Origin of the sequence: Halarchaeum salinum (assembly GCF_039520965.1) — an archaeon.
Classification (GTDB): domain Archaea; phylum Halobacteriota; class Halobacteria; order Halobacteriales; family Halobacteriaceae; genus Halarchaeum; species Halarchaeum salinum.
Map to the genome: position 1 here is coordinate 18,995 of NZ_BAAABL010000081.1, position 14,202 is coordinate 33,196.

Annotated in this window: 8 protein-coding genes and 4 pseudogenes; 8 read left to right on the forward strand and 4 right to left on the reverse strand. The window is 64.3% G+C overall.

The features are described from left to right. Positions 1 to 80: 80 nt before the first annotated feature. Positions 81 to 731 (reverse strand): SDR family oxidoreductase, encoded by a 651-nt coding sequence (locus tag ABDZ36_RS12810; RefSeq protein WP_211312015.1) that lies wholly within the window; start codon positions 729 to 731, stop codon positions 81 to 83. A 97-nt stretch (positions 732 to 828) separates the two neighbouring features. After that, positions 829 to 2,166, reverse strand: coding sequence for an RNase J family beta-CASP ribonuclease (locus tag ABDZ36_RS12815; protein ID WP_211312016.1), 1,338 nt, complete (start codon positions 2,164 to 2,166; stop codon positions 829 to 831). Between the two features lie 337 nt (positions 2,167 to 2,503). Between ABDZ36_RS12815 and ABDZ36_RS12820 the strand changes: the two genes are divergently transcribed. The 7 genes and pseudogenes from ABDZ36_RS12820 to ABDZ36_RS12850 all read left to right on the forward strand — a co-directional run bounded on the left by ABDZ36_RS12820 (position 2,504) and on the right by ABDZ36_RS12850 (position 12,067). Next, the gene (locus ABDZ36_RS12820) at positions 2,504 to 2,716 is read left to right on the forward strand and encodes a hypothetical protein (protein ID WP_211312017.1); all 213 of its coding nucleotides are present in this window, start codon (positions 2,504 to 2,506) and stop codon (positions 2,714 to 2,716) included. 506 nt (positions 2,717 to 3,222) lie between these two features. Continuing rightward, a complete protein-coding gene (locus ABDZ36_RS12825) occupies positions 3,223 to 7,329 on the forward strand; it encodes an Eco57I restriction-modification methylase domain-containing protein (RefSeq protein ID WP_211312018.1) in 4,107 nt (1,368 codons plus the stop codon). Between the two features lie 477 nt (positions 7,330 to 7,806). After that, positions 7,807 to 8,557, forward strand: a pseudogene (locus ABDZ36_RS12830) (transposase domain-containing protein). A gap of 8 nt (positions 8,558 to 8,565) precedes the next feature. Beyond that, positions 8,566 to 8,924 (forward strand): annotated as a pseudogene (locus ABDZ36_RS12835) (zinc ribbon domain-containing protein); the annotation flags it as partial. Between the two features lie 198 nt (positions 8,925 to 9,122). After that, positions 9,123 to 10,325, forward strand: a complete 1,203-nt coding sequence (locus tag ABDZ36_RS12840) for an outer membrane protein assembly factor BamB family protein (protein WP_211312019.1) — start codon at positions 9,123 to 9,125, stop codon at positions 10,323 to 10,325. 195 nt (positions 10,326 to 10,520) lie between these two features. Then, positions 10,521 to 10,685 carry a hypothetical protein gene (locus ABDZ36_RS12845; RefSeq protein ID WP_211312020.1) on the forward strand — a complete coding sequence of 55 codons (165 nt, stop codon included), beginning with the start codon at positions 10,521 to 10,523 and terminating at the stop codon, positions 10,683 to 10,685. Next, entirely contained in the window at positions 10,685 to 12,067 is a 1,383-nt protein-coding gene (locus ABDZ36_RS12850; RefSeq protein WP_211312021.1) for a hypothetical protein, read from the forward strand. Before ABDZ36_RS12845 ends, ABDZ36_RS12850 begins: the two co-directional genes overlap by 1 nt. Before the next feature lie 319 nt (positions 12,068 to 12,386). Here ABDZ36_RS12850 and dgoD read toward each other — a convergent pair whose 3' ends face one another. Next, positions 12,387 to 13,541 (reverse strand): galactonate dehydratase, encoded by a 1,155-nt coding sequence (dgoD, locus tag ABDZ36_RS12855; RefSeq protein WP_211312022.1) that lies wholly within the window; start codon positions 13,539 to 13,541, stop codon positions 12,387 to 12,389. Between the two features lie 194 nt (positions 13,542 to 13,735). Between dgoD and ABDZ36_RS12860 the strand changes: the two are divergent. After that, positions 13,736 to 13,888: pseudogene (locus ABDZ36_RS12860) on the forward strand (PAS domain-containing protein); the annotation flags it as partial. Positions 13,889 to 13,901: 13 nt separating this feature from the next. On the opposite strand, the pseudogene ABDZ36_RS12865 reads toward ABDZ36_RS12860, so the two are convergent. Continuing rightward, positions 13,902 to 14,127 (reverse strand): annotated as a pseudogene (locus tag ABDZ36_RS12865) (IS6 family transposase); the annotation flags it as partial. Between the last annotated feature and the right edge of the window lie 75 nt (positions 14,128 to 14,202).

The following is a 14,202-nucleotide window of genomic DNA, read 5'->3' on the forward strand; positions in this document are numbered from 1 at the left end:
CGGAAACAAATTTTCTTCGTCCAAAAACTTAGGCTTGCCTAAAACAAAATTAGGTGGTTTCCGGGGGCCATCTGTCCCACCTACTCGGCAAGGGGGGAGCGGAGCGCCACCTCAATCGGCGTCTCACCCGAGAGCAACTCGAACGTCAGCCCGTAGGTGCTCGACAGCGGGAGCGCCGCGACGAGCGTCGCCGCGACGTCCGCTCGGGGGATCGTCGCGTCCGTCCGGTCAAGGTCGGCACCCGTCCGGATCCGGCCCGTTCCGTCCTCGTCCGTCAGCGCGCCCGGACGGGTAATCGTGTACGTCAGATCGCTCTCACGGAGGTACGCATCTGCCTCGGCCTTCGCGCGCAGGTACTCCCGGAGCTCCTCGGGGCTCTCCTCGGGCGCGTCGGCGTTCATCGCGCTCAGCATCACGAAGCGCTCGACGTCCACGCCCTCGCACGCGTCGACGCAGTTGTTCGCGCCGTCCCGATCAACACCCCATACGTCCGCGCCGCTCGACCCTGCCGCGAAGAGCAGGGCGTCCGCTTCGGTCTCGTCAAGTGCGTCGTCAAGCGAGGCGCGATCCGTCACGTCGCCCCGGACCGGCGTCGCGCCGAGTGCCACGATATCGTCGTCGTACGCCGCTTTTCGCACCATCCCGTACACGGTATGGTCGTCGTGTTCGGCGAGTAGACGCGTGGCGTGCTGACCAACCGCACCGTGTGCACCCGCAACGAGAACATCCATAGTCGCGTCTGCGGCCGGCGGTCGGAAGAAGGCTGCGCCCAAGCTGAACGGCCGCGTCGCTACGCGAGCGGAGCACGAAAAAACGAAGTCGGGGTAGTTATTCGGTCAGCTGGACGACGTTCCCGTTACGCGAGATGTGGAGGTCGTCGCCGACGGTGTAGCCCTGCGACTCCGCGAGGTCGACGTACGGCGCGAGGCCGCTGAGCGACTGGTGGGAGGGGATGATGTTCTGCGGACGGACCGCCTGCAGCATCCGGTAGTGGCCCTCCTCGCGGAGGTGGCCGGAGACGTGGATCTCGTCGTAGATGCGTGCGCCCTGCATCTTCAGGAGCTTCTCGGCGGCGTAGCGCTGGCCCTCGTTGGTCGGCTCCGGGATGACGCGCGCGGAGAAGACGACCTTGTCGCCGTCGTCGAACTGGAACGGAGTCTCGTCGCGGGCCATCCGCGTCAGCATCGCGCGCGGCTCGCCCTGGTGGCCGGTGACGACCGGGAGGAAGTTACCCTTCCCCTCGTTCATGATGCGCTTGAATGCGCGCTCGCGCGAGCGCCGATGCCCGTAGATCTCGAGGTCGTCCGGGATCGGGTAGCCGAGATCGCGCGCCGTGTTCGTGTACTTCTCCATCGAGCGCCCGAGGAGGATCGGCTTGCGGCCGATCTCCTTTGCGAACTCGACGAGGCTAGAGACACGCGAGACGTGACTGGAGAACGTCGTCGCGACGATACCGCCCGTGTAGTCCTCGAAGCTCTGGAGGGTGTCGCGGAGGTGCTCGCGCGCGAGCGACTCGCTCGGCGTGCGGCCCTTCCGGCCCGCGTTCGTGCAGTCCTCGATATAACAGAGGACGCCCTCGTCACCGAGTTCCTCGAAGCGCTCCATGTCGAAGGGGTCCTCGAGGACGGGGTTGTGGTCGATGCGCTTGTCGAGGCCGTACACGATCGCGCCCTCCGGCGTGTGGAGGACGGGATTGACCGCGCCGACGATGGAGTGTGTGATGTGGACGAACTCCATGTCGATCTCGTCGCCGATCTCCATCGACTCGCCGCCCTCCATCTTGATGAGCTCGTTGTCGACGTCGAACTTCGACTCGTCCTCAATCTCCTGGCGGACGAGTTCGATGGTGAACGGGGAGCCAACGATGGGTGCGTCGTAGCGGTGCGCGAGCTTCCCGATCGCGCCGATGTGGTCGAGGTGGCCGTGCGTCGGCACGATGGCCTTCACGTCGCCCTCGAGTTCGGACATGATGCGGTCGTCCGGGATCGCGCCCATGTCGATCAGGTCGAGGCTGTGCATCTGCTCCGTGCGGACGTCGTCGTGAATGAGGACCTGCGAGAGGTTGAGCCCCATGTCGAAGACGACGATATCGTCGCCCATACGGACGGCCGTCATGTTGCGGCCGACCTCCTGGTAGCCGCCGATTGTCGCGATTTCGATTTCCATGTGTATCAGCCGATCAATGCGGTCCGGCGACGACGCGTTCGGCCGTCGACGACGCAGAGCCCACCCGACCACCGCGGTCGAACATGGCAAGGCGTCCCCAACGAGCACGTCGTCGTGGACAGCACGTCTTTCGGATACGTGAAACTGTGGGGGCCGGGCCTTAAGAGCTTCCGGGTTCCCCACGCCCATGCATCAGCCACCGACGGGGCGCGTCGTCTCAATATCGGTATCGTGGCCACGATAGGACTCCGTATCGGGTTTCTTGGCTGCTCGGTTCGTTTGATCTCCCGTATGTCACGCGCGCTCCTGCTCCGCTGTCCAGTCTGTGACGCGACCCGTGGCACTCCGCGGCAACCGGGACGACCACGAGAAGGCGCAGTTGCTGGCGACGGCCGCCGACCACCTCCGCGAGCACGCACTCGACGAGAGCGCCCACGCGATTCGCAAGCACGAGGCGGTATCGGACGCCGAAGAGCGTATCGTCGAGGCCGACGAGCTTGACCGGCTCCCGACCGACGGATGGGCGACAGACGTCGCGATCGTCAGCTGAACCGCTCGCCGTACCCGATGCCCCACGGACCATCGTTCGCGCGCAGCGCGACGCGCCGTCGACGCAGCGGTACTCGTCGCGCTACTCGCCCGCTCGATCTCGCCCTCGCCGTCCACCGCGTCGTGCACCGTGAGGGGCTACCGACCCGTCGCCGTGTCGCCGTCCACGTCCACGACGGGGTTTGCGAGGCCGTGAGCCATCTCGTCGGCAGTGTCCTCGCTCCCGACAGCGAGGTCGCGCCGCTCCTCGTGATCCACGACCCGTCCGCCCTCCGGGGTGTCGAAGCTGCATCCTTGGTGAAGATGTAGCGGTCGATCACGGCGTCGTCGTCCCCGGTCGTCGAGACGCGTATCGGCGTGCGACGCGCTCGATAGCGCGGACGTCCTCGTGCGCCAGTATCGAACGTCGGCGCGCGACGCACAGCGTACACGGGTGCGATGCGCTTAAGATGCCGTAGGGAGTGGATTTCCCCAACCGCTGACACTCGTCCGGCGACGCAACCTACGATGCAACAGACACCTACCTATCGAACGAACCGGGACCTCTTCTCGAACCACTATCTCGACGACCACCTCCGAGAGACCGAACCGTGGCAGCGCGTCGACGACGCCGACGTCCGCGAGGCGTACGACGCGATCCACGGGCTCTGGGAGGAGAAACGCGAGCGCGTCGCCGACTACAACGAGGCGCAACTGGAGCGAAACGTCATCCGGCCGATCTTCGAGATCCTCGGAATCCCCTTCGAGATCGAGGAGACGGTCCGGCGGAACGCGCGCCGCCCCGACTACGGCTTCTTCCCGAGCGCCGACGCGGCCGACGCGGCGTTCGACCGCGAGGACTTCTACGCGGAGGCCGTCGCCGTCGCCGACGCGAAGCGCTGGGGGCGCAAACTCGACACGCGTGGGGAGGCCAAACGCGACTTCGAGAACCCCAGCTATCAGATCCACGCCTACCTCCAGGAGACGCCGGTCGAGTGGGCCGTCCTCACGAACGGCCGTCGGTGGCGGCTCTACTACGGGCCGACGAGCCACCGCCTCGACTCCTACTACGAGATCGATCTGCCCGCGGTCCTCGACGCCGTGGAGTCCGGCGGCGACGACGACGACGCCGAAATGGCGGCGTTCAAGGAGTTCTACTGTTTCTTCCGCCACGAGGCGTTCCTCCCGGATTCGTCGGGCGACTGCTTCCTCGATCGCGTCCACGACGAATCGAGCGTCTTCGCCGAGGCCATCGGCGAGGACCTTCAGGACAACATCTACGAGGCGATCCGCGTCCTGGCCGCGGGCTTCCTCGACGCGAACGACGACGTCGAGCGCGCCGATCTCGACCTCGTCCACGACGCCTCGCTCATCTACCTCTATCGGCTGATCTTCGTGCTCTACGCCGAGAGCGAGGGACGCGACCTCCTTCCCACCGACAACGACATCTACGCCGATAGCTACGCGCTCAACGACCTGAAACGCGAGGTCACGACGAAGCGCGACGAGACGCGCCAACAGTACCAGCCGTGGCAGACGACGCTCTGGGACACCCTCGACGAGCTCTTCGAACTCATCGACCAGGGGAGCGAGGCGAAGGGGATCGACCCCGACACCCTCTACGTTCCCGCGTACAACGGCGGGCTGTTCCGCACCGACCCCGACCCCGACGATAGCGCGGAGGCGCGCTTCCTCGCCGCACACCACGTCGGTGATCAGCACCTCGCCGAGGTCATCGACCTCCTCACGCGTCGTGCGGCCGAAGGTGGGGACGGACGGGCGTTCGTCGACTACTCCTCGCTCGACGAGCGCCACCTCGGCTCCATCTACGAGGGGCTGCTCGAATACCGCCTCGACGTCGCGGACGAGCCGCTAGCGCTCGACGATGGTGAGTACGCCCCCGCCGACGAGGACGACGCCATCGCGGTCGAGGCGGGCGACGTCTACCTCCGCACCGACGCCGGCGAGCGCAAAGCCACGGGGTCGTACTACACGCCCGAGTACGTCGTCGAGTACATCGTCGACGAGACGCTCGGCCCGCTCGTCGACGACATCCGCGAGGACCTCCTCGCGCAGGACCCCTTCGAGCAGGACGACGGCGGGCGGTTCGCCGAGGAGTTCGCCGAGCGCGTCTTCGAGTTGACCGTCCTCGATCCCGCGATGGGCTCCGGGCACTTCCTCGTGAACGCAGTCGACTACCTCGCGCGCGAGATCATCGACGCCCAGGAGCGCCAAGACGAGCAGGCCGCCGCCGCCGGCGAGGAAGCGCGGATCAGCGATCCCCGAACCGACGAGGGCGAACTCCGCGACATCAACTGGGCGCGCCGGAAGGTCGCCCAGCGCTGTCTCTACGGCGTCGACCTCAACCCCCTCGCCACCGAGCTCGCGAAGGTTTCGCTCTGGTTGCGCACCCTCGCCGCCGAGCAACCGCTCGCCTTCCTCGATCACCACCTCAAAACCGGCAACTCCCTCGTCGGCAGCGATATCGAGGCGGTCCTCGGCGACGCGGAGGCGGGCGACACCGACGCCGGCCAACTCACCCTCCAGCAGTCCTTCGACCACACGCGCCAGCAGGCCTTAGAGCACGTCATGGAGCGCTTTACGGACCTGCTCGCCATCGACAACGAGACGCTATCGGACATCAAGGAGATGGAGGCCGTCTACGAGGACGTTCGGGACGACGACCTCTACCAGCACCTCCTCGCGATGGCGAACGTCCACACCGCCGCCGACTTCGGCCTCGACGTCCCCGATGACGCCGAAGAACGCATGGCCACGGCGCTCCGCGACGACGCGTGGGGCGACATCGACGGCCAAGACTGGTTCCAGAGCGCGCAAGCCATGGCCGACGAGGAAGCCTTCTTCCACTGGGAGCTGGAGTTCCCCGTCGCCTTCTACGGCGAGGACGGCGAGCGACTCGCGGATGCGGGATTCGATGCGGTGATCGGGAATCCGCCGTGGGTTGGTATTCGGACGGGAATTCTTGACGAGACGTTAGTAGAGTATCTTCGAGACTCAGAACGGTATGTGTCTGCTACGGGTCAGTTCGACTTGGCAGCTGTATTCTTAGACCAAGCAGTTCTCTTGGCGGGTAAAGAGAGAGACGTCGGGTTCGTAGTCCCGAAAAGAATCGCCACAAACGAATCATATGAAGACCTGAGGGATCGGATCGCGGTTGAGAAGCCCCTAGTTTCTGCTATTGACCTCGGGGTCGCCTTTGAGGGGGTAAATAACGACGCACTCATTCTAATATTCGGCCATGCTCGTAGCGATTCGCAGGCCGAGTTTGGGGAGCGGGTTGCGCAAGAGGAACTGAAGCTATGGGATATGAATCCCAGCTTGGTCCAATCGCTTCCGTTCAATATTATTCCGGTCAATAGTAGAGGGCGCGAAGTAGAGATAGTTAGTAGGCTAATAAGAGAAAATAATAGGATTGAGAGCTACGTCAGCATAGAGAGAGGTGCGGAATGCGGTATGAATCATGAGTCAATAGTCAATTCCTCCAATGAGAATACAATTCCAGTTGTTGATCATCTGGATGTTGGACCCTATGCGATTGACTACTCTGGGAATTATATTGACACCTCTTTGATTGACTCGTCTATACTAAAGGACACTAGCATCTACACATCCGCACCGAAGCTTCTTGTTCGCTTCCTCGCTCCCGATCTGACGGTCGCAAAAGATACAGACGGATATGCTTCAACGAATCTAGTGTATCACGTTCAATGTAACCCACATGTTGACTTCCTCTGTGGACTTCTTTCGTCAAAACCCCTGAGCTTTTGGTACTTCCACGCGTACCAAAATGACGAGATCAAGTTCCCGCACGTACAGCAGTCCCACTTGAACTCGCTACCCGTCCCTGATCTTGACAGATTGAGAGAGATTGACTCGGGCATCCCTAGTGGTCATCCAATCGCAGATTGGGAAACTGATGTTCTGACTGAATCCGTTGAAGCAGAGTCGCTTGAGAAGGAACAATTCTACAGCGCAGTCGAGATACTATCCTCCAGTATTGTTGACTGGAAGACCGCTCGAAACTCCCTCAACCTCTCCCTCCGTGACTACCTCGGCAACTACGCTGAGGGCCCGAAACTGCCGGACGTCGGCCTCTACCAGCCGACGGGCGCGAACATTCTCGACGCGACGGCGGAGGACTACGAGAAACTGCGCGTCGGCGAGGTTCGCACGAAACGCGACGGTGGGACAATCACCATCGAGGCGACGGCGCGCTACAAGCCCGAGAACGAAGAGGAGTTCGAGACGGACCAGTGGGGGTACACGGAGACGAACTATTTCGAGGCGTTCGCGCTCGCGGACTGCACGGAGACGGAGGCCGCGCTGATCGAGGCGTTCGTCCCCGTGGCGGTGGCGGAGGCGGACGGCTTTGCGGGGTTCCGCGATAACGCGACGAAGACGAACTCGCTCGTGGACCGCCTGAAGGCGATCACGCTCCCCGATCCCGACGACGTGGCGGCCGACCTCGAACGCTACGCGGAGACGAAGGCGCGCGCGGACGAACTCGACGCGAAGATCGAGGAGACCGACGCGCTCATCGACGAAATCGTCTACGACCTCTACGGGCTCACGGAGGAGGAGATCGAGATCGTGGAAGAGGCAGTGGGCGAATAGCGTCGCGTCGTCGCCGAGCCACGCGAGGCGATTTTTGCGGAGTGGATGAAGGGGCCCACACACCACGCACCGAGTGACTTCGGGATCACGGTGGGACCGAACCAATCGCCGTCGCGGGCGTCTCGGTTTCACTCGGTGCGAAGTGTGTCCAGACTGGTGAAACACGAACTCCGACACACACCACGCACCGAGTGACTTCGGGATCACGGTGAGACCGAACCAATCGCCGTCGCGGGCGTCTCGGTTTCACTCGGTGCGAGGTGTGTCCAGACTGGTGAAACACGAACTCCGACACACACACCACGCACCGAGTGACTTCGAGATCACAGTAAGAGTCGGGGCAAGCCGTCGCGGCCACCACGGTTTCACCCGGTGTGTGGTGTACCGACCATATGAAAAGGGATAGCGAAGAATGCAGGCACATAGGCGGTGTTTAGTTAAGGCTGAAAAGTGAGGCGGAACTGATTTCTGCTGTCCATGGCTGAAATCGCCCGCCTCAGCGGTTGTAACGACTGGATCGGCTTGGATTTTGTGGAGAGAGAGCGGCCACCGAGCGATCTGATGCAGCTCGGTATTCGACTTCACCTGTCCGATCTCTCACTTTCAAACACCATCTCAGAACTTGAGAATTTTGGTGTCAGACGCTTGCGGAAGGCTGTTCACGACTGGATGCAGAAGGCCGATCTACAGCCAGCGAGCGATGCGAACCCGGATCACATCGCGCTCGACGAGACCGTGATCCGGATTAATGGTCAGCAGTTCTGGCTGTACGCCGTTACCAGAAACCCATAGGTTTCGGGTTAGCGAACGAGACGCTTTGCGTCTCGTCAACGCCGTCGATCCGGAGACTAACAAATTCCTCCATCTGCGGCTGTTTACGACGACTACGACGGCATTGACGCAGCAGTTTCTGCGGGAGCTTCGTGAGAACCACGACGTCTCCGACGTCACCAGAACGCGTTGCGTTCTGGTTGGCAGACGAGATGCGTCGCATCTCGTCAACGCCGCGTTTCTCGTCGATCACGCCCAGCACCTAGCGGCTACACTCCAGCGAGCCAGCCTCCGATTTCAGACCGTTCGTCACGGAAATCGAAATGCCGTAGAACGTGATTTCAGATATATGAAACGTCGTACTTCTTCGTTTAGCAATAGTTTCAGCCACGTCGATCCAGCGACCGCAGAAACGTGGTTGCAAGCCTTCGCCGTCTGGTGGAACTCGCTTAACTAAACACGATGGCGTACACGTCGAAGCGGTGCGCCGAGTGTGGCTTCCCGACAGACGAGAATCGCCCGATTCGCAACGACTTCCAGTGCGTGAAGTGTGAGTCGGGGGCGAATGCGGACTACAACGCGGTGAAGAACATCGGGATGCGGTATGTCCGTCGAGGCCAACAGTCATCTCGGCGGACGGGCGACAGCCAACTCGCCCTCGAGTCTGGGACTGTGACGTCCTCAGGTTTCGCAGAAACCTGATGGGCTGCACGAGAGCTTTGCTCTCGTGAATGCCGAGTGGCGGATTTACCGCTCACCCGAAAGGGTTCGACGCCGAGTTCATGGACAAGCCCCACCCGCCACGAGCGAACCTGTCAGGGTGAGCGAAGTAGGGTGGGTTAGTTGACGCAGTCATCTGTGGGTTGGGGGCGTCTTCCGCTCTCCGGGCCGTACGCGTCGGTTCCGGAACTCGATCCGTCGCGTGACCGAGACGCGTCGCGATAGATCGACGGCTGGAACACGCGTCGAGCGCGTCCCACGTCTCGACAGCGTTTACCCGCCGCGAGCCGAATCACCCGATAATGCGCACGCGGACGGCCGTCGCCCTCACGGTTATACTGCTCACACTCGGCGGTATCACCGTCCACGGCGCTCTCAGCGGGTCGTCCGCCGGGCTGACGGTCGAGTGGGTCTCGGATACGCCGCGCCCGAATCAGGTGAACCACCATCCTGTCACCGCCGCAGTCAATGACGGACGCGTCGACATCGTCGCGCCGGTGAGCGCCGTCGCCGGTGAGGGTGCGCGGTGTCGAATGACGATGCTGAACGCGAGTGGTGACATCCGCTGGCAGCGCGCCGTCGACACGAATCAGTGTGCGATTCACGGGATCGGCGATCCCGTTGTCGCGGACGTAACTGGCGACGGCACCGCCGATGTCCTGGCTCCGACGACCGAGAACCGCCTCTACGTCTACGACGCCACCGACGGGACGACCGAGTGGACGCAGAACCTCACGTCGTTCGGCTACGCCGGTCCGGTTGTCCTCACGGAACCGCACCGGATCGTCGTGCAACCGGACTTCGCGGGAATGGTGTTCGCGAACACCGCAAACGGGAGTCTCGCGTGGCGTCACGACATCAACGAGACGGTCCTCGCGAACCCGGCACGTATCGACGTCCCGAGCGTCGCCGGGCCGACCGTCGTGATCGGGTCGAACGAACACGTCACCGTCCTCGACGCGAACGGGAGCGTCGTCTGGCGGCGGCCGGCGCGCGCGACGTGGCTTGCCGCCGGTAGTCTCGACGGCCGCGATGTAGTCGTCGCCTCCGGCGGCTCGACGATCACGGCGTTCAGCGCGAACGGGACGCAACTTTGGCAACGCGAGAGCTGGACGCGCCCGTCGCTTGGCCACGTCACGGACGGCGATGACGACGGCACGCCCGAGGTGTACGTCGGGAGCGGTGGCGACGCCGTCGCCGCGCTGAACGTCAGCACGGGCGCGACCGAGTGGCGGACGGACCTCTCCGTCGACGCGAACGTGCTTCCCCCGCCGGTCACCGGCGACGTGGACGGCGACGGCAGCTCGGAAGTCGTCGCGGTCACGAACCACGGGACCGTCCACGTCATGGACCCGGAGACGGGCGCGGTCCGCGCGTCCTACCACCGGGACGTCACGGTCTGGGCGGAGCCGACGCTCTTCGACATCGACCGCGACGGGAGCGAGGAAATACTCGTCATGTACGGCGACGGCCGCGTCGTCGCCCTCTCTTCCCACAGTTCCTGACGTCGCATCCACCGCAGCGGCCGCGACGCCCGTTCTCTCCTATGACGCGCGCACTGTCGAGCGCGACGCTGCGAGTGACGACGCCGCCAGCGACGACGCGACGACGGCCGATACGGCGATGGCCGATGAGACGACATTAGTAGTCGAGTCCCGTAGGGGGAGAGTATCGATGGTGGCCCCGCCGAGTGATTCGCCGTGACTGATCAACGCGCCCGCATCACGCCCGCGCTCGTCCGCCCCGAGGAGACCGCACGCGTCCCCGAAACCGTCGCGCCCTCGATAAGTGACCGGTTCGTCGATTGCGTCCGCCGTCTTGTCGACCGCTTGCGCTGTCTCGTCGACACCGTCTTCGAGGGATGATGCGACACGTCTCTCACCGACTGCTCGTCGGCCTCGTCGGGCTGTTCGTTTTCGCGACATCCGCGAGCGCCCACCAGATCCAGGCGTCGCGCTTCGCCGCGCCGGTCCCACTCGCGTACCTCTACGCGGGTGCGGCCGTCACCGTCCTCGTGACCGCCGTCGCGTCCGCGCGCCTCGTTTCGGACGCGGCGACCCGAGAGCGGACGCGGACACTCCTCGAAACACGGGAGACGACCGTACTGGTCGCGCTCGTACAGCTGCTCGCAGTCGCCGGCTTTGCGCTCCTGCTCTACCGGGGGGTCGTCGGCCGACAGGTGCGCGCGTCGAACGTCGCGACGCTCGTGACGTGGGCGCTCGCGTTCGACGGCCTTGCGCTCGTCGCCGCAGCTCTCGGCTCACCGTGGCGGGCGATCGCGCCGTGGAACGCCGTCTACGACTGGCTCTGTCGCCTCGAAGGCCGGACGCTCGCACTCGTCGAGCGCGACATCCCGCGGCTCGGTGGGTGGCCCGCGCTCGTCGGCTTCCTCCTCGTCGTCGGCGTGCTGGAGAACCTCAGCGTCCTCCCGGAGTCGCCGTCGAAGACGGCCGCGCTGCTCGCGGGCTACGCACTCTGGATGCTCGGCGGCCTCCTGCTCGTCGGACCGGCGTGGCGCGAGCACGCCGACCCCATCGGCGTCTTCCTCGCGCTCATCGAGCGTGTCGCGCCAGTCTTCGTCCACTGCGACGGCGGTCGGCTCCGTGCGACGCTCCGCGCGCCGTGGGCGGCCTGCGCACGCCCGGTGTCGTCGCTCGGCCGCGTCGCGTTCGTCGTCGCGGCCGTCTACACCATCAGCTTCGATGGCTTCACGAGCACCGCAGCGTTCCGCGCGCTCCTCTTCTGGACACACGACGCGCTCGGGGTTCCCTACGGTGGCGTCGGCATCGCGCTCTACCTCGTCGGCCTCCTCGCCTTTCTCGTGGCGTTCGCGCTCACCGCCGCGCTCGTCGAGCGCCTCGGCGAGGGGGGCGGGACCAACGTTGCCGCGGCGGCGCGACGTATCGCACCGAGCGTCCTCCCCATCGCCGTCGCCTACGAGTTCGCGCACTACGGTACGTACGTCGTGACGTCGGCGGCGCGCGTCCTCGAACTCGCGCTCGGCGGCGTCGGGACCCAGGCATCGTTCGCGCCGCTCGCGTGGCTCTCCGTGCCGACCTATTGGGGGTTCGAGGTCGTCGTCATCGTTCTCGGCCACGTCGTCGCCGTCGTCGCCGCCCACTACGCAACGCTCGCGCGCTACGACGACCGAACGCGGGCGTGGCGCGCGCACGCCCCACTGGTTGCGCTCATGGTCGCCTACACCGTGCTCTCGCTTTGGATCGTCTCACAGCCCGTCGTAATGTGAGGCCGGGTACGCCGCTCTCAGGGCGTCAACGGTTGGTAGTACGGCATCTCGACGTGCGGAACCGACACACCGTGCGTCGCGAGCGCAGACGTCACGAACACCCATTGGTTGATGTCGCGACCGCCGTCACCGGGGGTGCTGACACGGGCGTCGAACCGCTGTTCAGAAGACTGATGTACGCGGTTGTATGTGCCTGAATCGGCTGGTACGCGGCCAAAAGCGTTCAATGGGGACCGCGCGCGACTCGGACGGACCGCCGCTCGGAGACGGCAATCTGGGGCGCTGTCGGAACAGTCTCGTTGTCGTACTGAAAGCCGGCCTACCACTCGGCGACGCTGCCGTCGTCGTGTCGCCAGACCGGGTTGTGCCAGTCAACGTCTTTCTCCGCTTGCTCGCGGACGTGCGCCTCGTTGATCTCGATCCCGAGACCGGGCGCGTCGGGTATCGAGACGTATCCGTCCTCGTAGTCGAAGACCGACGGGTCCGCGAGATAGTCGAGGACGTCGCTCGTCTCGTTGTAGTGGATGTTCAGACTCTGCTCTTGGATGGTCGCGTTCGGCGAGCAGGCATCAACCTGGATGCAGGAGGCGAGCGCGATGGGCCCGAGCGGGCAGTGGGGCGCGAGCGCGACATCGTAGGCCTCGGCCATCGCCGCGATTTTCTTTACCTCGGTGATGCCGCCGGCGTGCGAGAGGTCGGGCTGGATGACGTCGACCGCGCCGTTCTCGAAGACTTGCTTGAAGTCCCAGCGGGAGTACATCCGCTCGCCCGTCGCGATCGGGATGGTCGTATGCGCGGCGATGTCCGGGAGCGCGTCGTTCTGCTCGGGAAGGACGGGTTCCTCGATGAACATCGGCTCGTAGGGTTCGAGGGCCGCGGCGAGGCGCTTGGCCATCGGCTTCGTCACGCGCCCGTGGAAGTCAACGCCGATGTCGACTTCGTCGCCGACGGCCTCGCGAACCTGCCGCAGGCGATCGACGGCGGCCTCGACGGCTGCGGGATCGTCGAGGCGCTCTATCTCCTCCGTGGCGTTCATCTTCAGCGCGGAGAACCCCTGCTCGACCTTCCGTTTCGCCTCTTCGGCGACGTCGCTGGGGCGATCCCCGCCGATCCACTGATACACCTCGATGCGCTCGCGGGCCGCGCCGCCGAGGAGTTCGTACACCGGGACGCCGAGTGCTTTGCCCTTCGCGTCCCAGAGCGCCTGGTCGATCCCCGCGATCGCGCTCATGAGTACGGGCCCGCCGCGGTAGAAGCCGCCGCGGTACATCGTCTGCCAGTGGTCCTCGATGGGGTTGACGGGTTCGCCGAGCAGGTAGGTGTCCATCAGTTCCTCGACGGCCGCCTTCACGGTCTTCGAGCGGCCCTCGACGACCGGCTCGCCCCAGCCCACGACGCCGTCGGACGTCTCGATCCGGAGGAAGAGCCAGCGCGGCGGGACCTCGAAGAGCTCATAGTCGACAATTCGCGTCATCTCCCGACACCTGCGTCGACCACGTTATTTTAGCTTACCATCTCGCACACGAGCGACGTCTCTCGGAAGATGATGAAGATTGCGGGTCGAGCGGGCACGCGAGCACGGTGTTGATACGTCTGCGCGTCGCAGGTTCGAGCGTCGAGATGGCACCCCGACACGGGATGGACGACGATCCGCCGCTTCCGAACGCGGTGAAGGAGCGCGCGATGGACGAAGCGCCGGTGGGGATCACGCTCACGGACCCGAATCGGCCGGACAACCCGCTGGTCTACGTCAACGACGCGTTCGAGCGGATCACCGGTCACGACCGCGCGGACGTCCTCGGGCGGAACTGTCGGTTCCTCTAGGGGGCATTGTTCAGATTAGCTGATTTTGGTAGAAGGCTTGTGCGAGCGACCACGTTTCGGCGGTTGCTGGGTCGGCGTGGCGGAAGTGATTTGCAAACTGGCTCGTTCGTCGTTTTATCTCTTTGTAGAGACGTTCGACAGCATTCCGATTCCCGTGTGTCGTGTTGGAATCGGAGGCCATGGCGACGGAGGGCTTCTTGAAGCCATGGCGCGCCATCGACGAGAAACACAGCGTTAACGAGACGCATAGTACCTAGCGTAACTTCTGGAGGTATCCGCCAAGATACTCGTCGATCCACGAAGCCGCGAAA

Bases quoted from the DNA above. Each gene is read 5' to 3' on its own strand.
- ABDZ36_RS12825 (WP_211312018.1), top strand. From the start codon at position 3,223: ATGCAACAGACACCTACCTATCGAACGAACCGGGACCTCTTCTCGAAC.
- ABDZ36_RS12815 (WP_211312016.1), bottom strand. From the start codon at position 2,166: ATGGAAATCGAAATCGCGACAATCGGCGGCTACCAGGAGGTCGGCCGC.
- dgoD (WP_211312022.1), bottom strand. From the start codon at position 13,541: ATGACGCGAATTGTCGACTATGAGCTCTTCGAGGTCCCGCCGCGCTGG.
- ABDZ36_RS12840 (WP_211312019.1), top strand. From the start codon at position 9,123: ATGCGCACGCGGACGGCCGTCGCCCTCACGGTTATACTGCTCACACTC.
- ABDZ36_RS12810 (WP_211312015.1), bottom strand. From the start codon at position 731: ATGGATGTTCTCGTTGCGGGTGCACACGGTGCGGTTGGTCAGCACGCC.
- ABDZ36_RS12850 (WP_211312021.1), top strand. From the start codon at position 10,685: ATGCGACACGTCTCTCACCGACTGCTCGTCGGCCTCGTCGGGCTGTTC.